The 19,883-nt window shown below is 69.1% G+C and carries 21 protein-coding genes; 8 read left to right on the forward strand and 13 right to left on the reverse strand.

Annotated features, from left to right (window positions below):
- The first annotated feature begins 2 nt into the window (after nt 1–2).
- Nucleotides 3–713 carry an FHA domain-containing protein gene (locus ACFY3L_RS44825; RefSeq protein WP_389339277.1) on the forward strand — a complete coding sequence of 237 codons (711 nt, stop codon included), beginning with the start codon at nt 3–5 and terminating at the stop codon, nt 711–713.
- A 44-nt stretch (nt 714–757) separates the two neighbouring features.
- The gene (locus ACFY3L_RS44830) at nt 758–1,537 is read left to right on the forward strand and encodes a phosphotransferase (RefSeq protein ID WP_389339279.1); all 780 of its coding nucleotides are present in this window, start codon (nt 758–760) and stop codon (nt 1,535–1,537) included.
- Nucleotides 1,538–1,545: 8 nt separating this feature from the next.
- Here ACFY3L_RS44830 and ACFY3L_RS44835 read toward each other — a convergent pair whose 3' ends face one another.
- Together ACFY3L_RS44835 and ACFY3L_RS44840 are read right to left on the reverse strand one after the other, a co-directional pair.
- Nucleotides 1,546–2,751 (reverse strand): RNA polymerase sigma factor, encoded by a 1,206-nt coding sequence (locus ACFY3L_RS44835; protein WP_389339281.1) that lies wholly within the window; start codon nt 2,749–2,751, stop codon nt 1,546–1,548.
- Nucleotides 2,739–3,110, reverse strand: coding sequence for a YciI family protein (locus tag ACFY3L_RS44840; protein WP_389339283.1), 372 nt, complete (start codon nt 3,108–3,110; stop codon nt 2,739–2,741). The genes ACFY3L_RS44835 and ACFY3L_RS44840 overlap by 13 nt, the downstream gene beginning before the upstream one ends.
- Before the next feature lie 87 nt (nt 3,111–3,197).
- On the opposite strand from ACFY3L_RS44840, the gene ACFY3L_RS44845 reads away from it, so the two are divergent.
- On the forward strand, nt 3,198–3,626 hold the full coding sequence (locus tag ACFY3L_RS44845) for a YybH family protein (protein WP_389339285.1): 429 nt from the start codon (nt 3,198–3,200) through the stop codon (nt 3,624–3,626).
- A gap of 29 nt (nt 3,627–3,655) precedes the next feature.
- Here the strand turns inward: ACFY3L_RS44845 and ACFY3L_RS44850 are convergent, their stop codons facing one another.
- The gene (locus tag ACFY3L_RS44850; protein ID WP_389339287.1) at nt 3,656–4,189 is read right to left on the reverse strand and encodes a DUF3558 family protein; all 534 of its coding nucleotides are present in this window, start codon (nt 4,187–4,189) and stop codon (nt 3,656–3,658) included.
- A 102-nt stretch (nt 4,190–4,291) separates the two neighbouring features.
- A complete protein-coding gene (locus ACFY3L_RS44855; RefSeq protein WP_389339289.1) occupies nt 4,292–5,707 on the reverse strand; it encodes a serine hydrolase domain-containing protein in 1,416 nt (471 codons plus the stop codon).
- Between the two features lie 20 nt (nt 5,708–5,727).
- Here ACFY3L_RS44855 and ACFY3L_RS44860 point away from each other — a divergent pair, with 20 nt between their 5' ends.
- On the forward strand, nt 5,728–6,099 hold the full coding sequence (locus ACFY3L_RS44860; RefSeq protein ID WP_389339291.1) for an alpha/beta fold hydrolase: 372 nt from the start codon (nt 5,728–5,730) through the stop codon (nt 6,097–6,099).
- On the opposite strand, the gene ACFY3L_RS44865 is transcribed toward ACFY3L_RS44860, so the two are convergent.
- Both ACFY3L_RS44865 and ACFY3L_RS44870 read right to left on the reverse strand, forming a co-directional pair.
- Nucleotides 6,062–6,580, reverse strand: coding sequence for a pyridoxamine 5'-phosphate oxidase family protein (locus tag ACFY3L_RS44865; protein ID WP_389339293.1), 519 nt, complete (start codon nt 6,578–6,580; stop codon nt 6,062–6,064). The genes ACFY3L_RS44860 and ACFY3L_RS44865 overlap by 38 nt on opposite strands.
- Before the next feature lie 113 nt (nt 6,581–6,693).
- Nucleotides 6,694–7,875 (reverse strand): PucR family transcriptional regulator, encoded by a 1,182-nt coding sequence (locus ACFY3L_RS44870; protein ID WP_389339295.1) that lies wholly within the window; start codon nt 7,873–7,875, stop codon nt 6,694–6,696.
- 124 nt (nt 7,876–7,999) lie between these two features.
- Here ACFY3L_RS44870 and ACFY3L_RS44875 point away from each other — a divergent pair, with 124 nt between their 5' ends.
- Nucleotides 8,000–8,926 carry a proline dehydrogenase family protein gene (locus ACFY3L_RS44875; RefSeq protein WP_389339297.1) on the forward strand — a complete coding sequence of 309 codons (927 nt, stop codon included), beginning with the start codon at nt 8,000–8,002 and terminating at the stop codon, nt 8,924–8,926.
- Nucleotides 8,927–8,958: 32 nt separating this feature from the next.
- The gene (gene pruA / locus ACFY3L_RS44880) at nt 8,959–10,626 is read left to right on the forward strand and encodes an L-glutamate gamma-semialdehyde dehydrogenase (protein ID WP_389339425.1); all 1,668 of its coding nucleotides are present in this window, start codon (nt 8,959–8,961) and stop codon (nt 10,624–10,626) included.
- 89 nt (nt 10,627–10,715) lie between these two features.
- Here pruA and ACFY3L_RS44885 read toward each other — a convergent pair whose 3' ends face one another.
- From ACFY3L_RS44885 to ACFY3L_RS44915, 7 genes are all read right to left on the reverse strand, one after another.
- On the reverse strand, nt 10,716–11,711 hold the full coding sequence (locus ACFY3L_RS44885) for a hypothetical protein (protein WP_389339299.1): 996 nt from the start codon (nt 11,709–11,711) through the stop codon (nt 10,716–10,718).
- A 170-nt stretch (nt 11,712–11,881) separates the two neighbouring features.
- Nucleotides 11,882–13,075 carry an NAD(P)/FAD-dependent oxidoreductase gene (locus ACFY3L_RS44890; protein WP_389339301.1) on the reverse strand — a complete coding sequence of 398 codons (1,194 nt, stop codon included), beginning with the start codon at nt 13,073–13,075 and terminating at the stop codon, nt 11,882–11,884.
- Nucleotides 13,065–14,057, reverse strand: coding sequence for an ornithine cyclodeaminase family protein (locus ACFY3L_RS44895; protein ID WP_389339303.1), 993 nt, complete (start codon nt 14,055–14,057; stop codon nt 13,065–13,067). Before ACFY3L_RS44895 ends, ACFY3L_RS44890 begins: the two co-directional genes overlap by 11 nt.
- Nucleotides 14,054–14,734, reverse strand: a complete 681-nt coding sequence (locus ACFY3L_RS44900; protein ID WP_389339305.1) for a GntR family transcriptional regulator — start codon at nt 14,732–14,734, stop codon at nt 14,054–14,056. The genes ACFY3L_RS44895 and ACFY3L_RS44900 overlap by 4 nt, the downstream gene beginning before the upstream one ends.
- 83 nt (nt 14,735–14,817) lie before the next feature.
- The gene (locus ACFY3L_RS44905; protein WP_389339307.1) at nt 14,818–15,624 is read right to left on the reverse strand and encodes an SDR family NAD(P)-dependent oxidoreductase; all 807 of its coding nucleotides are present in this window, start codon (nt 15,622–15,624) and stop codon (nt 14,818–14,820) included.
- Between the two features lie 26 nt (nt 15,625–15,650).
- Nucleotides 15,651–16,469 (reverse strand): M55 family metallopeptidase, encoded by an 819-nt coding sequence (locus tag ACFY3L_RS44910; RefSeq protein WP_389339309.1) that lies wholly within the window; start codon nt 16,467–16,469, stop codon nt 15,651–15,653.
- Between the two features lie 2 nt (nt 16,470–16,471).
- Entirely contained in the window at nt 16,472–17,416 is a 945-nt protein-coding gene (locus ACFY3L_RS44915) for a N(4)-(beta-N-acetylglucosaminyl)-L-asparaginase (protein WP_389339311.1), read from the reverse strand.
- 156 nt (nt 17,417–17,572) lie between these two features.
- Between ACFY3L_RS44915 and ACFY3L_RS44920 the strand changes: the two genes are divergently transcribed.
- Both ACFY3L_RS44920 and ACFY3L_RS44925 read left to right on the forward strand, forming a co-directional pair.
- A complete protein-coding gene (locus ACFY3L_RS44920) occupies nt 17,573–18,514 on the forward strand; it encodes a dipeptidase (protein WP_389339313.1) in 942 nt (313 codons plus the stop codon).
- Nucleotides 18,511–19,878, forward strand: a complete 1,368-nt coding sequence (locus ACFY3L_RS44925) for a serine hydrolase domain-containing protein (RefSeq protein ID WP_389339315.1) — start codon at nt 18,511–18,513, stop codon at nt 19,876–19,878. The genes ACFY3L_RS44920 and ACFY3L_RS44925 overlap by 4 nt, the downstream gene beginning before the upstream one ends.
- Nucleotides 19,879–19,883: the final 5 nt, after the last annotated feature.

A 19,883-nucleotide genomic window follows, 5' to 3' on the forward strand; every position in this document is an offset into this window, starting at 1 on the left:
CCGTGGCCGTCTGCCCGAAGGGACACGAGTCGGAGACGACCGACTACTGCGACGAGTGCGGCGCCGCCATGGATCCGCCCCCGCCGGCCGCGGTGGCTCCGCCGCAGCGGCCGGCGGTGTGCCCTGAGTGCGGCACGCCGCTGACCGGCCGCTTCTGCGAGGTCGACGGCTACGACACCCTGGCGGTCCCGTCCTCACCGCCGGCCGGTTCAGACGCGCTTGCCGCCGAGGCGCCGGCCCCTGGGGCGCTTGCGTCCGGGCCGCCGGTCTCTGACGCGTCGCTGCCTGAGGCGCCGGCCCCGGCCGGCTGGCACGTGGTGGTCTCCGCTGACCGCGCCCACTTCGACCGCGTCGAGGCGTGGAACGGCGCCGACCCCACCATCGCCTACCCGCGCTTCTGCCCCGACCGCCGCTTCGCCCTCACCGGCGACCAGGTCCTCATCGGCCGCCGCAGCCGCTCCCGCGGCAGCTACCCGGACATCGACCTCGCCGGCCCGCCCGAGGACGTCGCGGTCTCCCACCTGCACGCCCTGCTCGTCTCCCAACCCGGCGGCACCTGGGCGGTGGTCGACCTGCGCTCGGCCAACTGCACGTTCGTCAACGGCTCCGACGAGCCGATCCAACCGGAGCAGCCGGTCCCGCTCGCCGACGGCGACCACATCCATGTCGGTTCCTTCACCAGGATCACCCTGCACGCGACCCCGCTGCCGTGAATATTCGGTCGCCGCGGCCGCCCGGAGCGCGGTAGAACCGGACGATGACCGAACACCGGCTGCCCGGCGGCCGCTCCTTCGGCGCCGTCCGCGTCGGGGACGAGGTCCGCCGCCCCGCCCAGCCATGGACGGCGACCGTACATTCGGTGCTGCGGCATCTGGAGGACACCGGCTTCGCCGGCGCCCCACGCCCCCGCGGCCTCGACGACCAGGGCCGCGAACGCCTGACCTTCCTCCCCGGCGACACCCTGGGCGAGCGTCAATGGCCGGCCTGGCTGCGCTCCGACGACGCCCTCCGCCAGGTGGGCGCGTGGCTCCACCGCCTGCACGCCGCGACGGCGACCTTCCGCCCACCCACCGACGCGGTCTGGTTCACCGGCCGCCCCTGGCAGCCGGACCTCCTGATCGGTCACCTGGACGCGTCCCCGTGGAACGCCGTCTGGTCCGGCGACACCCTGGCGGGGTTCGTCGACTGGGACACCGCGAGCCCGTCCCGGCCCGAGGACGACCTGGCGTTCTCCGCCCTGACCTGGGTCCCGCTCTTCCCGGCGGACCTGGCCGAGCACGTCGGCTTCAGCCCGCCACCCGACCGCCACCGCCGCTTCCACCTGCTCCTGGACGCCTACGGGTACCCCGCCGACCGCACCCCGATCCGCGCCGCGATCCTCAACCGCGTCACCCGCAACGTCGCCATGATCCGCGAGCTCGCCGCCACCGGCGCCCCACCCTTCCAGGCCATGCTCCCGTGGGCCGCCGACCTGGAGCGCTCCGGCGCCGAGGCCGCCGCCCTGCCCGACGACTTCTGGCAGCGCCCCGCCCGCTGACACGGTGCTCATTGGAGCCGCGCGGCCCGCGACTCCAGATAGCGCTGCTCGGGCCGGCTGAGCGTGAGCCGCGCCGCCAGCCGGTAGTGCTCCCGCGCCCCGGCCCGGTCGCCGGTGAGCTCCAGCAGGTGGGCCCGCACCGCCGCGGTCCGGTGGTGCCGGGCCAGCACCGGATCCTCGGCGACCTGGTCCAGCTCAGCGAGCCCGGCGCCCGGGCCGTCGACCATGGCCCGGGCCACGATCCGGTTCAGCGTGACCATCGGGCTCGGGGCGAGTGCGTGCAGCATCCCGTACAGGGCGAGGATCTGCGGCCAGTCGGTGTCCTCGGCGCGCGCCGCCTCGTCGTGCACCGCCGCGATCGCGGCCTGCAGCTGCAACGGGCCGATCGGGGCCCGCGCCAGCGCGTGGGTGATGATCGCGACGCCCTCGGCGATCGCGGCCGCGTCCCAACGGCGCCGGTCCTGCTCGGCGAGCGGGACCAGGGTGCCGTCCGGCCCGGTGCGCGAGGGCCGGCGCGCATCGGTGAGCAGCATCAACGCGAGCAGCCCGGCCACCTCGCCGTCGTCCGGCAGGCGCCGGTGCAGCTGCCGGGTCAGCCGGATCGCCTCCCGGGTCAGCTCCACCCGGTTCAACGCGTCGCCGGAGCTGGCCGTGTAGCCCTCGTTGAAGATCAGGTAGAGCACGTGGCGGACGGCGGTGAGACGCTCGCCCAGCTCGCCCGGCGCGGGCAGCTCGAAGCGGGTGCCGGTGTCGCGGATCCGCTGCTTGGCCCGGCTGATCCGCTGGCCAACGGTCGCCTCCGGCAGCAGCAGCGCCCGGGCGATCTCCGCGGTGGTGAGCCCGCCGACGGCCCGCAGGGTGAGCGTGACCTGCGCCGGCACGCTCAGCGCGGGATGGCAGCAGAGCAGCAGGAGCGCCAGCTCGTCGTCGCCGCGGACCTCCGGCTCGGGCTCGTGCCGGACCGCTTCCTCGCGGCAACGGCGGGCCGTCTCGTTGCGCAGCAGCTCCACCCGCCGGCGGCTCGCCACGGTGATCAGCCAGTTTCGCGGATGCTCCGGGACGCCGGTCTCCGGCCACCGCCCGGCGGCCGCGATCAGCGCCTCCTGCACCGCGTCCTCGCAGGCCTCGAAGTCGCCGTAGCGGCGCACCACGGCGGCCAGGACCTGCGGCGCGCATTCGCGCAGCAGGTCCGGCAGCCCGGTCACAGCTCCCATGCGCTCATGTCGAGGACCGGGCGCACCTCGACCCGGGTGTACGCGGCGTCCGGCGCCTTCGCGGCCCAGGCGACCGCCTCGTCGAGATCCGCGACGTCGATCAGGTAGAAGCCGGCCAGGTGCTCCTTGACCTCGGCGTACGGTCCGTCGGAGGTGATCGTCCTGCCATCGCGCACCGAGACCTGGGTGGCCAGCGCCGGGTCGCCCAGCCCTTCGCTGACCACCAGCACGCCGGCCTCGCGCATCTCCTCGGTCAGCCGCAGGTGACCGAGGCCGAGGTCGGTCCGCTGCTGGTCGGTCAGCGTCTCCCAGACGGCGAGGGACTGCGGGTTCGACTGGATCAGGATCATGTACTTCATGAGTTCTCTCCTTCGCTCTTGCCTGGATGTCGAAACCGGGCGGCCCGGCTTCGACATCCAGGGAAAGAGCGAAAGGAAGGATCTGTCATGGACGAGATCCGGGAAGTCATCGAGGGCAAGGCCGCGCTGCTGCAGACGGGTGACGCCAAGGCCATTCTGTCGTACTACGCGCCCGGCTACGTCGAGTTCAACCTCGCCCCGCCGCTGCGCCAGCCCGGCGACAGCCAGGACCCGGCCGCGCTGGAGGCCTGGATCGCCACCTTCGAGGCGCCGCCGCGCCGCGAGGTCACCCGGTTGGAGATCACCACGGACGGTGACGTGGCGTTCGCGACGAGCCTCGACCGCCTGACCGCCGTGCCTCGCGGCTCGACCGGGAGCTTCAGCATGTGGTTCCGGGTGACGCTGGGGCTGCGCCGCATCGACGGGCGCTGGCTGGTGACGCACGAGCACGAGTCGGTGCCGTTCGAGATGGACGGCTCGTTCCGCGCCTCGACCGGGCTGACCCCCACCGGCTGAGCCGACCGGGTCCCTGAGGAACCTGGGGTTCAGGCCAGCTTCGGCAGGACGGCCTCGGCGGTGCGCTGCTCGACCTTGAGGTTGGCGGCGTCGGTGGAGGCGGAGGTGGCGTAGACGTCGACGACCTTGCCGGCGGCGTAGACGTACAGGTGGCCGGCGAGGGAGTAGGCGGCCTCGCCGATGCCGTCGACCTGCTTGGCGTCCTTGTTCTGCACGTCGAACTGGTCGCGGGTCTCGATGTTGACGGTCACGTCCAGCTGGCCGGCGCTGAGCTGCCACTGGCAGAAGCGGGCGCCGGAGGTGGCGCCGCCCTCGTTGGTCATGAGGGTGACCCTCTGGCCGGTGAGCCGGTTGACGTCGGCCTTCGTCAGCAGGGTGCAGATGTCGGGCAGGGTGGTGCCGGCGGCGGACCTGGTGGGGGCGGAGGCGCTCGACGCGGCAGCGGCCGCGCCGCCGGTGGGGGTCGGGGTGTCGGTGGCCTTGTCGAGGACGCCGCACCCCGTCAGGGTCACGGCGGCGGTCAGCAGGACAGCGGTGGCGGCGGTGACGGTGAGGCGGCGCATGACGGCTCCTAAGGGGGCGATGCGGTCGGTTGCACCTGACCCTGACGGATCGACGACCGTGCCGCCCCCGAAACGGAGCCACCTGGCACATTTCCGGGACCTTCAGGTGCGTGCGGCGACCAGGGCGCGCACCACCGGGTGCTCGGTGAATTCGAAGCCGACCGAGTCCGACGGGGTGATGGTGGCTCCCGTGTCGTCGAATTCCACGGTGTACGAGCGGGTGGCGGGATCTCCGGTGTGGCACACCCGCAGCTCGAACGTGGTGGGCCCGAGCCAGGCGCCGGTGGTCGCGACCGGGTTGGCGACGCCGTCGGAGGTGGTCATGGCCGACGGGTGCCAGCGGCCGGGCTCGCACGTGAACCGGTGGACGCCGTGCTCGTCGTGCAGCTCCGCGAGCCAGCCGTGCGCCGCTCGTACAACGGCGAAACCGACGATCCGGGAAGGCTGGTCGATCTCGGGACGGTGGTGCCGGCGCGGCGGCCGGGGCGGGTCGGCGGTGTGGAAGCGGCCGGGCAGGTCCGCGCGAGGCTCGGCCGCGTCGGTGAGCGCGGGCAGCGAAAGATCCGCCACGACCTGCGCTGGTGCGTCCTGGGTCGGTGCGTCCTGGGTCGGCGCGTCCTGGGTCGGCGCGTTCACCAGGTGCGTGAAGATGGCGTCGAGCACGGCCTGCATGTCGGTGGTTCCGGAGGTGACCGCGACGACCGTGTCCACCTTCGGAGCGACCACGATGAACTGCCCGAACGCGCCGTCGCCACGGTACGCGTCGTGCCGGCACCGCCAGAACTGGAAGCCGTAGCCCTGCTGCCAATCGAGGGATTCCTGCGAGCCGGTCGGGTCGGCGTTAGGCACCTGCGCCGCGGTGGCCGCGTCGACCCACTCGGCCGGCACGAGCTGGCGGTCCTGCCAGCGGCCGCGCTGCAGGTACAGCTGCCCGAACGCCGCCAGGTCGCGGGGGCGCAGCGTCAGCCCCCAGCCGCCGGTGCTGATCCCGCGCGGGCAGGTATCCCAGGTGGCGGGCCCGAAGCCGAGCGGCTCGAACAGCCGCGGGCGCAGGTAGTCCAGCAGCGTCTCGCCGGTCAGCCGCTGCACGATGGCCGACAGCGCGTACGTGGCGCCGCTGTTGTAGACGAACCGGGTGCCGGGCTCGTGCACGACCGGGTGGCGCAGGAACCCGCGGACCCAGTCGTCGTCGGGGTCCGCGGCCATCGAGTCACCCGACTCGCTGTCGTGCCCGGTGGTCATCGTGAGCAGGTGCCGCACCCGCATGCCGCGCAGGTCCGCGCCCGGGAGGTGGTCCTCGACCAGGTCGTCGACGGCCAGCAGCCCGTCGGCGACGGCCAGCCCGACGGCCGTCGACGTGAAGCTCTTGCTCAGCGAGTAGAGGGTCTGCGGCTGGTCGAGCTCGTACGGGTGCCAGGCGCCCTCCGCGACGGTCCGGCCACCGCGCAGCAGCACGAAGCTGTGCACGCCCAGCCGCTCCGCGTCGCCGAGGAACCCTTCGATGGATGCAGTCACCATGAGAGCCTACGATGATCACGATGCCGGCTCTCAGACGCGTGACCCTGCGCCGAGACGATGTGACTCTGTCCTCCCTCGCCGCCGCCTGGGCGGCCGACCTGGAGGAGCGCGACGGCGCCTTCTGGCCCCGCTTCGACGGCGCGGTGATGACCGCCGCCATCCGGGGCGTCGCCGCCGAGGCCCGCTGGGACGAGTGGGCCGCCGTCACCGCCCCGACCCTCCTGGTCCGCGGCGCGAGCGGCACCGGCCCGGAGGGCGAGGTGGAGCGCATGCTGGCCCTGCGCCCCGGCGCCGAGCACATCGTCGTCCCGGACGCCGGCCACGACGTCCACCTCGACCAGCCGGACGCGTGGCTCACCGTGCTGCGCTCGTTTTTGCGGAAGCTCGCCTGACCGCGCGCTGGTGGACCAGCTCCTCGACGGCGGAGGGCAGGGTGGTTTCGAAGTCGATGAGCTTCGCCCAGGTCGGGGTGACGACGATGCGGACCATGCCGTCGTAGAGCGAGCGGACCTCGGCCTCCCACTCGACGCGCTGCTCGGGCGTCATCTCGTAGCTGCCGTTCATCCGCAGGTACTCCTCCGGGATGCCGTCGACGACGTCCAGCTCGGCCCGGCCGCGGACGAGCAGGATCTTCGGCGGGTGGACCTCGGTGTCGACGGTCAGCGCGACCATCGGGTTGGCGCGCAGCGCGGGCAGCTTCGGAGCGTTCTTCGTGGTGCACATGACGATCTCCGAGCCGTTCCAGGTGAAGGCGATCGGGATGCTGCGCGGCGTGCCGTCCTTGGCGACGTACGCGAGGCGGCACAGGTCACGGGCCAGCAGCTCCTGGCTGAGCGGCCGGTTCAGGATCTCGGTGATCTCGGTGGGTCGCATGGTGATCGCTCCTTGGTCGGTGTCGCCGGTCCCTCTGGGACGGAGCCGCCCGGGCGTTCTCGACATCCGAACCGCACGAATCTCCGCTGTTTCTGGGCACCGGCAAGATTCCACTAGGACGGCAACAGGAAGTCACTCAGCATCAAGGCGAGGTGGAGGTAGGTCCGATCCGCTCCGCGTTTGAGGTCGAGTCCGGTTCTGTGTTCGACCTGCGCGAGGCGGTGATAGAGGCTTTGGCGGTGCACGTTGAGCACGGATGCCGCGCGAGCGGCGCTGCCGGCGGAGTCGAGGTAGACGCGTGCGGTGTGCACAAGCTCCGCGTTGCGATGGTCGCTCAGGAACGCCATCAGCTGTTCGGAGACGATCGCCTCGGCCAGGTCGTGATCGGCGGCCGCTGAGAGCAGTTTGAGGACGCCGAGCGATGCCCACTCGGTCGGTTCACCCGGGTGGTTGCTGGCCCGTGCGACCCGAAGAGCGGTCAGAGCACCCCAGCGGGATCGTCGCAAGTCTTCCAGCACGCTGACCTGAGGTCCGATTCCCACGAACGGCGCAGTGGCCAGTGGCCGGGACCGACGGAGGTACCCGAGGCGCGTGAGGAGCTCGATCGAGGGCTGGGGCTCGGGTAGGGACTGGTGCGGCGACGCTGACGGGGCCTGCGTCTTGATGCGGCCACGCACGATGGCGCTGGCGATCGTGGGTGACTCCTGGACCCAGACGACGCCGTCGCGGCGTGCTTGCGCCGAAAGGTTCTCGATGGGTGTCGGGTGCTCGACGAGGAGGCAGGTGACCGGGTCGCCGATCCGCAGGTCGGATGCGAAGGCGATCTCCTTGGCGGCCGCGCGTGCCGTCATCCGGTCACCCTCGACGAGGTCACGGTAGAAGAGGTTCAACCGGGTTTGGCGCCGGGTCGACTGGCTCAGGAGCAGCGCGGCGACCTCGGCGATGCGGGTCGCGGCAGGCCAATCGCGCTCGGAGATCGCCTCGTCGGGGTCCAAGAGCCAGAAATATCCCTGGACACGGTTGAGGTGCCGGGCGGGGATGCACAGGCGAGCCGAGATGCCGAGGTCCGGGTCGGCGGGTGTCCGGATCGGTGTGGTCGATGTCCGGATGCCTTGACCGTGGAACCAGTCGCGCACCTGGCTGGTCGCCCGCCGCTCCAGGATCGAGCGCTGCCGAACCGCGTCCACATCGTTCTGCCCCGAATAACCGAGCAGATTGAAGTCGGCGTCCTCGAGGGTGCACGGCGCGCCCAGCAGGACGGCCATCTCGTCGACCAGGTCGTCCAGCTCTGTCACTAGACAAATGTAACGGCTTTCGGAGCCGTGTTCGTGGCATTCGTCTGTGGTTGTGAGCGTGCATGCCCTTCTAGCTTCTGCTTGGTGCTGCCGCTGGGGGCACTTCCCACCCGGAGGAGGGCAAGTGCTGGGACCCATGCTGCTGCGGGCGTCGCGCAACGAACGGCTGCGCGACGTGATCGAGCGGAACCCGTTGACCCGTAAGGTCGTCACGCGCTTCGTGGCAGGGGAGGGCCAGGACGCGGTGCTGGCTGTCGTGCACCGTCTGCACTCGCGCGACATGGCGACGACCCTGGACTTCCTCGGGGAGGACGTCAGTGACCTGGCAGGCGCTCGTCGCGTCCGGGACCAGTATGTGTCCCTGCTCTACCGGCTGTACGAGGCCGGCGCGGCCGAACTGTCCGAGGTCTCCGTCAAGCTCTCCGCAGTCGGGCAGTCCATCCCGAAGGACGGCCATGAGATCGCCCTGGGGCACGCGTATCAGATCGCCGTCGCGGCAGCCGCCGTCGGTTGCCGGATGACCTTGGACATGGAGGACCACACGACGGTCGACTCCACACTCGCGATCGGCGACGAGCTCCGGCAGCAGTTCCCACTGACGGGGAACGTGCTGCAGGCCAACTTGAGGCGAACGGCCGGCGACCTCGCTCAGCTCGCCGGGTCCGGGGCCCGGATCCGACTCGTCAAGGGTGCCTACCGGGAGCCCGAGTCGATCGCCTACCAGCGGAAGAATGAGGTCGACCGCGCGTACAGGCAGGGTCTGCACCAGCTGATGGCGTCCAACTGTTACCCGATGGTCGCCACCCACGACCCGGCCATGATCCGCGCGGCGAGCGACGCCGCTCAGCGACGCGGCAAAGGACTGGACGACTGGGAGATCCAGATGCTGTACGGCATCTCCGCCGGCCTCCAGGCCGAACTCGCCGGTTCGGGTCATGCGCTGCGGATCTACGTCCCGTACGGCACGGATTGGTACGGCTACTTCATGCGGCGGCTCGCCGAACGGCCTGCCAACGTCGCCTTCTTCCTGCGCGCCCTTGCCCGCGGCTGACCGTCCTTCTCCATTCGACATCTGGAGCACCTGTGCAAGCCTTTACCACTCCGCCCGCTCCCATCAACGAGCCGAACCTGACCTACGCGCCGGGCACCTCCGAACGGGAGGCCGTCCTCGCGGAGATCGAGAAGCTCGAGCAGCAGCAGAAGGATCTGCTTGGCTACGTCGGCGGTTGTTGGAAGTCCGGCGGCGGCGCCGAGATCAAGGTCGTCCAGCCGCACGACCACCAGCACGTGCTCGGCACGCTGAAGAACTCGACCAAGGCAGACGCCAGCGCCGCGATCGATGCCGCGGCCGACGCCGCGGCGGGTTGGCGCGACATGGGCTTCGACGACCGGGCCGCGATCCTGCTCAAGGCCGCCGACCTGTTGGCCGGCCCGTGGCGCCAGCGCCTCAACGCTGCCACCATGCTCGGCCAGTCAAAGACGCCGTTCCAGGCCGAGATCGATTCGGCCTGCGAACTCATCGACTTCTGGCGCTACAACGTCCACTACGCGCGCGAGATCCTCGCCAGTCAGCCGATCGCCAACAGCCCCGGCGTGTGGAACCGCACCGACCATCGCCCCCTGGAGGGCTTCGTCTATGCCATCACGCCGTTCAACTTCACCGCGATCGCCGGCAACCTGCCCACCGCCCCGGCGCTGATGGGCAACACGGTCATCTGGAAGCCCTCATCGACCCAGCAGCTCGCTGCGTCGCTGACGATGGAGCTGCTCGAGGAGGCCGGCCTGCCGCCGGGCGTCATCAACATGCTCCCCGGCGACGGGCGGCAGGTGACCGAGGCGTTGGTCGCGCATCCGGATCTCGCGGGGATTCATTTCACCGGTTCGACGCCGCTCTTCCGGCATCTGTGGCGCGAAGTCGGCAACAACATCCAGAACTACCGGTCGTATCCGCGTCTGGTCGGGGAGACCGGTGGCAAGGACTTCATCGTCGCCCACCCCTCGGCCGACCCCGGGGTGCTGCGCACCGCGATGATCCGGGGTGCGTTCGAGTTCCAGGGCCAGAAGTGCTCGGCTGCCTCGCGGGCGTACGTTGCTCGGTCGGTCTGGAAGAAGATGGAAGACCAATTCCTCTCCGAGGTCGAGTCGATCACGGTCGGCGACCCGACCGACTTCTCGAACTTCATGGGCGCGGTCATCGACGACCGGGCGTTCGCCAAGCACACAACGGCTATCGAGCGCGCGAAGCGCTCCCCAACGCTCGAAATCCTCGTCGGCGGCGAGCTCGACGACTCGGTGGGGTACTTCGTCCACCCGACCGCCGTCGAGGGCGGCGACCCGACTGACGAGATGTTCACCACCGAATACTTCGGCCCGATCCTCGCCCTGCACATCTACGAGGACGGTGACTTCGAGAAGGTCGTCCGGGGCATGGAGTCGATCACGCCGTACGCCCTGACCGGGTCGATCATCGCTCAGGACCGCCGTGCGATCGCGTGGGCACAGAACGAGCTCCGGTTCGCGGCCGGAAACTTCTACATCAACGACAAGCCAACCGGCGCGGTCGTCGGTCAGCAGCCGTTCGGCGGCGGCCGGGCCTCGGGCACCAACGACAAGGCCGGTGCCGCGGCCAACCTGCTCAGGTGGACCAGCCCCCGGTCGATCAAAGAGACGTTCGTCCCTCCGACCGACTACCGCTACCCCTACCTGACACAGCCACCTCGGACACCCGTGCACGGTCAGCCAGGTGCATGAGCTCCCGTTGAGCCAGGCGGATTCTGGTCCGCCTGGCTCGAGGAGCACTTCGACACGCCAGACCGGTCACATCACCGATGGATTCGGACTCAGACTGCGCGGGCGACGGCGATCGTCGAGTGCAGCCGCTGACCGGCCTCGTAGAACATGTACTGCACGCCGTCCTGGCTGCCGAACGAGGCGGCGGCGCTGCGCCCGTTGTCGGGGGCGCCGGTCATCGCGTAGTGGAAGACGCCGAGATGGATCTCGCGGTCGAGGTTCGGGCCGACCTCGGTGATGAACATGTTGCCGCCGTTGCCGTGGTAGATGACGTAGGCGGTGCCGTTGCGGGTCACGAATGTCGGCGCCGCGATGTCCACCTGCCCGTCCGGCCCCGGGGTGACCAGCGGCGTCGGGTCGAACTGGAACGTCTTGCCCGTCGACGACCAGCCCCAGAAGATCTTCCGCGTACCGTTCGTGACGCCCATGAACAGCATGATGTACTTGTTGCCCAGCCCTGCGACGCTGTGCTCGAAGACGCGGGCGTATGACGTCTCCGTCGAGCCGGGGATGACGCCGGTGTGCAGAACCCGGCCGTAATAGTTGAAGTGGATGCCGTCGTTGGACCAGGCCATCCGGGTCGTCGTGTTCTCGCCATGGAAGTACAGGTAGAACTGGCGTGCGGTGGCGTCCCAGATCACGTGGGGCGAGGACACGTGGCTCACGCTGTAGTGCGGCGACCAGACGTTGGCGATGATCGGGTTGTTGGGGTACTCCGTGAACTGGCCCCCGAGTGAGTTGCCGTAGGCAAGGCAGATGCCGCCCGGTGCGTCGTGCGGCGCGTAGTACAGGTAGTAGCGGGCGAGCGCGGTGCTGACCTTGTCGGAGACCCCGCGGATGCAGGGGAAGATCAGCTCGTTGGTCGGGTTGTAGCGCAGGTTCGCCTTGGTGAACGGCGTGCCGATGTACCGGTAGCTCGGGAACCCGGCCGGTGCCGCGAAGGCCGGGGCGGCACCCGTCGCGGCGCCGAGACCACCGGCGGCGGCCGCTCCGCCGAGCAGTACCGCGCCGCGAAGCACCTGCCGGCGATCCAAGGGGACGCTCATGGTCACCTCCGTCAAATCTGTCGATTGGTCGATGAGTCTCGCGGCTCACATTGGACGGCGTCAAGACGCTAATACGAATTATCAAGGGCTGGGCAGGCCGTGTTGAAAAGTCCATTCTGGACGGACGAGCCAGGTTCGGATCCCACTACGGGCCGGCTCGCTCCGCTCGGTCAGCGCAGCGGGTCGAGCGCGAGCAGTTCGGATGCCGGCTCACCGGTGGCGATCTGGCGAGCGAGGAGCATGCCCGTTGCGGGTCCCTGGGTCACTCCCCACATGCCATGACCACCGGCGGTGTGGACACCGTCGATTCTGGTGCGGCCGACCAGGGGGATCCCGTCGGAGGTGATGGGCCGCGACCCGACCCATTCGTGCGCTCGCGTGCTCCAGTCCACTCCGCGAAGAACGCCCGCCGCCGCGCGTGCCATCGCATCGAGGCGGCCTTCCCGTGCGGGTGCGGACTCGGGCGCGAACTCCATGATCCCCGCGATCCGCAGACCCCCCGCCACTGGGGTGCAGGCGAGTCGTTGCTCGGGGAGGTAGATGGGATGCGGAGCGGGTACTTGGGTCGCGACCGTGAACGAGTAGCCGCGCCCCGCCCGCACGGGTGTCCGCACTCCCAGAGGTCTGGTGAGGGTGCTGAGCCGGGAACCCGTGGCGATCACCGCGACATCGGTCTTGATGGTGTCGACGTCCGTCACGACACGGACACCGGATCGGATCTCGACCACATTGCGTGCCTTGATGTCGCCGCCGCGATCCCTCACGGCATGCGACAGGTCGGCGAGGAAGGCCGCCGGATCCACGTACCGCGTGTCGATGAGCTCCACGACTGACTGGATCGCCGAGCCGAGCTGCGGCGCCTTGTGCTGAGCCGCCTCGACGGAGAGCTCGATCAGGTCAGGACCCGGGGGAAAGTGTCTGGCAGCGCCTCGGTCGCAGTACCCGACCAGGATGGGGCTGTGAACGACAGAGGCCGTGACACCGTGCGCCGCCAGCTGGTCGAACGCCTCGAGGCATCGGCCGTTCAACCCGCTCATGGCGTGCCGCGCAGCCTCCCAGCGGTGACGGGTGCAGTTGGCTGCGAAGCGTGACAGGAACCACCACATGCCGGGATCCGACCAGGAACTGACCGAGAAAGGATGGTTGCTTCGGAACAGCCCGTGCAGCCCTTCGCGAACCGTGCCCGGCTCCGTCAGGGGGACGGCGCGCGCCGGCATGACCCAGCCGGCATTCGCCCAGGAGCTCCCAGCGCCTACTGACTCCTTCTCCAGCACGGTCACCTCGAAGCCGTCCTGCTGGAGGAACCAGGCCGTGCAGAGGCCGATGATCCCGCCTCCTACGACGACGGCCCGTCTAGTGGTCATCGCAGGGGCCCGGGTCGAGCAACTGCGCGACGGCGAGATCGGACACCGCCATGCCTACCGACTTGAACACCGTTTGTCCGGAACGCTGCCGCGGCTGGGCGAGCGCGGCCGCCAGCGAGCGCAGCTGACCGGGGTGGAGGGCGCCGACGCGGATCGCGGCGACTATCTCGCCGGCCTCGGCAAGGCAACCTTGTACGTCGTCGACGACGATGTCGGTCGCTCGTGCGAGCAGCTCAGTGGGGAACTCGGCCATGTCGGCACGGTAGGACCCGACAGCGTTGACGTGGACCTCGCTCGCCAAGGACGCGGCGTCGAACAGCGGCCTCTTGGACGCCGTCGCACAGCAGACGACCTGCGCCGTCGACACGGCCTCGTCGGCGTCGTGGAGCACCTCGAAGGTGACGCCAGGAGTGTTCGCGCTGAGATCGGCGGCCAAGCGCTCCGCGCGCTCGATCGTGCGATTCCAGATACGCACCTCGCTGATCGGGCGCACCAGGCGGACCGCCGCCACCTGCTCGCCGGCTTGGTGGCCGGCGCCCAGGATCGCGAGTCTGCTCGCGCCGGGGGGCGCGAGCACGTCCGTCGCGAGACTGACCATGGCAGCGGTGCGCAGGAGGGTGAGCCCGGCAGCGTCAGCACTCCAGATCGCTGTGCCCGAGCCGTCGAGCCAGAGGATGAGGCCGTCTACAGTCGCCAGCCGGGCCGATTCGGTGTCGGCGTGCGCCCTGACCCGCAGCACCTTCACTACCGCGTGTCCGTTGACGGAGCTCCGGGCGGCCATCACGAGGAGTCGTCCGTCTCCCAGGGACAGGCGAAGGGGCTGTTCGATGACGCCGTCCGCGCTGGCCATCACCGCCTCGCGTACGGCCACGCAGGCCGCACTGAGCGAGACCTGTGCTCGTACGGAGGGCGACGTGAGGAACGGAAGGCCGGCCGGCTGATCGATCGTCTGAACGTTGCTGATGGCCCTACCTTCTTTCACTGCGGGATCTCGTCACGGCCCGCCCAGAGGCCACGCGTGTGCATCAAGTGCCTTCTCATCAGATCCGAGGCTGCGTCGGGTTCGCCCGCCTCGATGAGATCCAGGAGCTCTGCGTGCTCATGAGCGGAGTGCAGGAACGCGGGTGAACCGGCGACCTGTTGAAGACCGTAGAGGCGCACCTGGTCGCGCAGCAGGCCCACGGTCTTGACGAGTCGTGCGTTGCCGGTGAGCTCCAGGATCCCCAAATGAAGGTCACGGTCCCGCGCGACGAAGTTGACCATCTGTCCCTGGACCGCGAACTCGGTGGTCTCCGCGGCTATCTTCCGTAGTGCCGTCAGGTCCGGTTTCGGGTTCATCGCCGCGACCCGCGCGACTCCGGGCAGCTCGAGCATGATGCGCAGATCCATCAGCTCGTCGAGGTCGGCGTCGGTGAGCGTCACGACACGGAATCCCCGGTTGCGCACCATCTCGACGAGCTCGTCCCGTGCGAGGTCCAGCAGCGCTTCGCGAACCGGCGTAATCGAGACTGCGAGCTGGCTTGCGATGGATCCGATCGAGTGAAGGTCGCCCGCGCGCAGCTCGCCCGAGATGATCAAGGCTCGCAGCACCTGGCCGCACTGGTCCCGAAGTGGAATGCGCGCGACCTCGGACAGCCCCGGGATCGGACGTGTGGTCATGCTGAGCCTCTCTGATGCGATGGTCTGTGGCCGAGTGCACGTTGCCGCCGGCTCAACCTATGCGATGTCATGGCTCCCGCCGTTCAGTTGCTCGCATCGCCGTAGTTGAATGTTGTCAGGCAGCCGCCATCTACGGCGAGGATCGATCCGGTCATGAACGTGGACGAGTCCGACGCGAGGAACAATGCGACGTCGGCTACCTCCTGCACGGTGCCCTGCCGCCCGAGCGGCTGTCGCGCGGCCGCCCGCTCCCGGATCTCAGTGGCGACCGTGAACTGCTCCGGGGTCAAGGTGGGTCCACGCCGGCCCAGCCCGGTGTCGATGTATCCGGGACAGATCGCGTTCACGCGCACGCCCTCAGGGCCGTAATCGACAGCCAGTTGACGGGTCAGGTTGATGATCGCGGCCTTCGAGGAGCAGTAGGCCGCAGCCAGCGGAGCCCCCACCAGGCCGTACGTCGATGCGATGTTGACAACGGTGCCGCCGTGCTTCGAGGACATCAGATGAGGCAAGGCGTACTTCGTGCAGTTGAAGGTGCCACCGATGTTGACCGTGAGCACGCGCGCGAAGTCTTCAGGCTCGACCTCGTGCAATCGCGCCTTGGTGCCGCCGATGCCCGCATTGTTGACGATGATATCCATCCCGCCGAAGCTGCCCACCACGCGTGCGACGACTCCCTCCACCTGCCTGGGTTCCGCGATGTTCACCTGATCGAACATGGCGGAGCCGCCGTCGGCCGTAATCTCACGTGCGGTGCGCTCCGCGTCGTCACCGAGGACGTCGACCACGACCACATTCGCTCCAGCTCGGCCCAGCGTGGTTGCGATCGCCCTGCCGATCCCGTTGCCGGCCCCGGTGACCATCGCAGTGCGTCCGGCGAGTTGCGTCATCACGATCCTTTCGGAGCGGGCCGGCGTCATTCGACCAGCCCCCGACAGAGCAGCACTACCGTGACGAAGCAGCGGTAGAGCGTGAGGGGATCCTCGGCTCGGAGGACGGCTGTGTGCGAGCCCGTGCGTTCGACCCCCGCCACACGGGCCGCGAGCTCGCAGTAGTCGGAGGTGTGGAAGGCGATGTCCATTGTCAAAGGAGCCGCGAACTGCGGTGGTGCTGCCGCCTCGGCGTCGGACACGGCGCGATATGCGGTCTCGCGGATGAGGTTTCGAGCCGACTGGGGGTGCAGGGACTCGGCCGCGAAGCGACTCACCGACCGTTTCACGACCGCCGCCCGCACCCCCGGCGCGAACGAAGTGGTCTCCACGGCGGTGGCCTCGTCCCCTGTCACGAGAACAATCGGTACGCCGTGCGCCGCAGCGACCAGCGCGTTGACTCCCGACTCGCCCGCGATGACTCCGTTGATGCGGACCTCCGCGATGGCCGGCCGGAAGTAGGTGTGTGACAGGGCTGACCCGGTCGCGCTCATGGAGCCGTGGTAGGCGACCAGGAACACCGCGTCGAACGAGTCGTCGAGCCCTTCCATCATGTACATGGGCTTGTAGCGACCGGAGAGGTACCGAGCGTTGCCGGCGAGCGAGTCCGGTTTGATGTTGCTCATCTTGGAGTGGGCGTCGTTGACGACGAACTCTGTGGCACCAGCCGCCATCGCGCCTTCGATCGCGGCGTTGATCTCGCCGGTCAGCAGCTGCGTGAAGTACTCGTAACGCGGGCCGCCGGCGCTGACCTGTTCCCAGTCGACCACCCCGGCCACGCCCTCCATGTCGGAGGAAACGAACACCTTCACAGCATCGCTCTGGGATGGAGCTCGGGTCCGGTGGAGGACTCGGTCATGACGGCGTAGTACCCGCCGGCCTTGCCCGCCGCGGCCCCGTGGCGGCCGTCGGGCGTAAGGGCCAGGCAGCGCAGCTCCGCTCGGAAGTCATCGGGCAGCGTTGCGGCATCCTGGAGCATGCGGCGACAGGCTTCGTCGGGGTCCAGGCCACGCGCCAGGCCGCTCACCACGGTGTGCGCGCCCACGGCGCGCATGCTCAGCTCGCCACGACCGGTGCAGGCCGCTCCGCCGTAGCGGATGTCGGCGTAGTTGCCGGCGCCGGGGAGCGCCGAATCCCCGACGCGCCCCGGGTACTTCCACGGGTATCCGCTGGTCGAGACGCCGACAACCAGTTCACCGGCACGGTCCAACGCCAGGATGTCGATGGTCCCCCAGGGGCCGTCGGGCGGGTTGAGCCTGTGCACGAGGCGCAGAGCCGTCTCTCGATACTGAGCGTCGCCCTGCTGCGCCGGGGTGGCCTCGCCCTCGACCGAGTCGGTCGAGGGCTTCAATCCGGAGACGAAGATGGCTTTGGCTTCCTCGGTGAGCAACTCGGCCTTCTGGAAGCCGTTCTCGTCAGCGAACCGCTCGGCGCCTTCGCCCACCAAGAGGCAGTGCTGCGGTAGTCGCTCCAGGACGCGCCGGGCGATCGAGATGGGGTTGGGATAGGAACGCACGGCACCGACGGCACCGAACTGACGCGTGGAACCGACCATGATCGAGGCATCCAGCTCTACGACGCCCATGGCATTGGGCAGGCCGCCGGTGCCGACGTAGTGGTCCGCGAGATTGTCCTCGCACAGAATCAGGCCCGCCTCGACGGCATCGAGCGCCGATCCGCCCGCGGCGAGGATCTCCATCGCGCGTGGGAGTCCGACCTCACTGCGCTCGCTGCCGATCACTACCGATTGCACGGGATTCCTTGTCGTCCTGGGTTGGTTGCGCTGGCGGATTCTGGCGATGCCTCTGTGGCCGGTATTCGGAGAACCCTTGACGCCGTGCCAGTAAGGTATTACACCTTAGGCCTCGTAGCAACAGCGTGGCAGAGAACACAGGAAGAGGGAGCCGCTGTGATCGTCGACGGAACCTGTACGCCGGACCAGTGGTGGTCCGGCTACCAGGACTGGATCGAGGGCGGCTTCACTGCCTGCGTGCTGAGCGTCGGCGGCGGAAGCGCGCCTGCCTCCGCGGTCGCGGCGCTGGGCGCGGTCCACCGACGTCTCCGCGAGACTGACCGTCTTCAGCTGGTGCTGACCGCGGCGGAGATGCGTCACGCAGCCGCGCAACGACGGCTTGCGGTTCTCCTGCACTTCCAGACCACGCACCTGCTGGGCGACAACCCCGATCTGGTGGAGGTGTACTGGCGACTCGGGGTGCGGATGTTCGGTCTGGCGTACAACCGGACCAGCCCGGTCGCCGGTGGGGCGCTCGACCCGGTCGACGAAGGCTTGAGCGCAGTTGGACGGCGCATGATCGCCGAGATGAACCGATTGGGCATCCTGGTCGATTTCGCCCACACCGGCTGGCGTTCCTGCGCCCAGGCGCTGGAGCTGTCATCGGGGCCTTGTGTCGCTTCGCACTCGAACGCGCATGCCGTGCACGCCCACCCGCGCAACCTGCCTGACTCGGTCATCAAGGGCATCGCGGCATCAGGCGGAATCGTGGGAATGAACGGGTTCCCCGCTTTCGTCTCGAGCGACTCCGCACCCACGCTCGATCAGTTCATCGATCACATGGTCCACATCGACAGCCTCGTCGGCCCCGGTCATGTCGGCTTGGGGTTGGACTACTGCACGATCACCTCAGCCGAGTACGAGGAGATGATCGACAGCGGGGACTGGACCGCCGACGACTATCCACCGCCGCCGTGGAACTATCCGCAAGGCATCGAGAATCCGCGGTCGATCGATGCGCTGGCCCGGCGCATGAGTGTGCGGGGATACGCCGACCAGGAGATCAACGGCATCCTCGGAGCGAACTGGATGCGCGTGTTCGAGTTGGCGTTCCCGTGAGCGGCCGTCCCGTACACGCCGGCGGAGAGCTGGATCCCGACCTGCTCGAGCAGGCACGGCGTGCCATGTCGCGCGGCCACGTCCCGGGCATGGCGATCGGTGTCCTTCACGACGGTGCTGCCGCGAGTGCTGGACTCGGGGTCACCAACATCGAGCATCCCCTTCCCGTCACCGGCGACACACTGTTCCAGATCGGCTCGATCACCAAGACCTTCACCGTCATGGCCCTGCTTCAGCAGCTTGAACAGGGCCACATCGATCTGGACGATCCCATCCGCCGGTTCATTCCCGACTTCGCCGTCCGAGATGCGGCCGTGTCAGCGGAGGTCACTCTTCGTGACTGCATGACCCACTCGTGCGGGTGGGAAGGGGAGTTCTTCGCCAACACGGGCTGGGGCGACGATGCGCTGGCCGCGATGGTCGGCCGCATGTCCGAACTGCCTCAGACGACGCCGATCGGGCAGATGTGGTCCTACAACAATGCCGCGTTCTATCCGCTGGGTCGCGTGCTCGAGGTCGTGGAAGGAGCGCCTTTCGAGCAGGTGATCCGTCGCTCGATCCTGGAACCTCTTGAGCTGGAGGGCGCATGCTTCTTCGCCCATGAGCTCCTGCACCGCAACTTCGCCGTAGGTCATACCCGGCGTGACGGGCGCACGATGATCGCGCGTCCGTGGGCGATGCCGCGCAGCTCGAATCCGGTCGGCGGAATCGTCGCCAGCGTCGAGCACGTGTTGTCCTACGCGCGTTTTCAGCTCGAAGGTGGCGCCATCCTCGGCGACAGCCTTCGCCTCGCGGCCCAGCGGCCCAGCGGCCCAGCGGCGGACACGCCGAGCATCGGGCTGGGGTGGTGGCTCGCCGGAGACGGTGAGGACCGGATGGTCGAGCACGGCGGGGGCGCGAACGGCCAGCCGGCCCTGCTCGCGATGCTGCCGGAGCGCTCTTTCGCGATCGCCGTACTCACCAATGGCAGCGGCGGCTGGCTAGCGGCGCACGAACTGCTCGCGTGGGTCAAGCAGGCGTACTTCGGCATCGAGGATGTTCACGCCACACGGTTGCCGGAGAGTTCGCTCGAGGATTGTGTCGGCGCATACGAGACCATGCTTGACCGGTATGAGATCCGCGAGGACGACAGTGGCAGGTCCCTGGCCGGAAGCGTGCTGGGGGACTGGCTCGAGGACATGGACCCACCGACTTCCGCGGAGCCCTGGACCGTCCCGATCGAGCGAGCCGCCGGCGACACGCTGCTCATGTCGCCCGGGACCCCTTCCGAGCAGGAGGCGAGGTTGCTGCGACGCAGCGACGGCACCGTCGGCTGGTTGCGTCTCCATCGCCGCGCGGTGCCCCGCGTGCACCGGGCGGGCTGACCGAT

It is taken from the genome of Dactylosporangium sp. NPDC000521 (genome assembly GCF_042898305.1).
In the GTDB taxonomy this organism is placed as follows: Bacteria; Actinomycetota; Actinomycetes; order Mycobacteriales; family Micromonosporaceae; genus Dactylosporangium.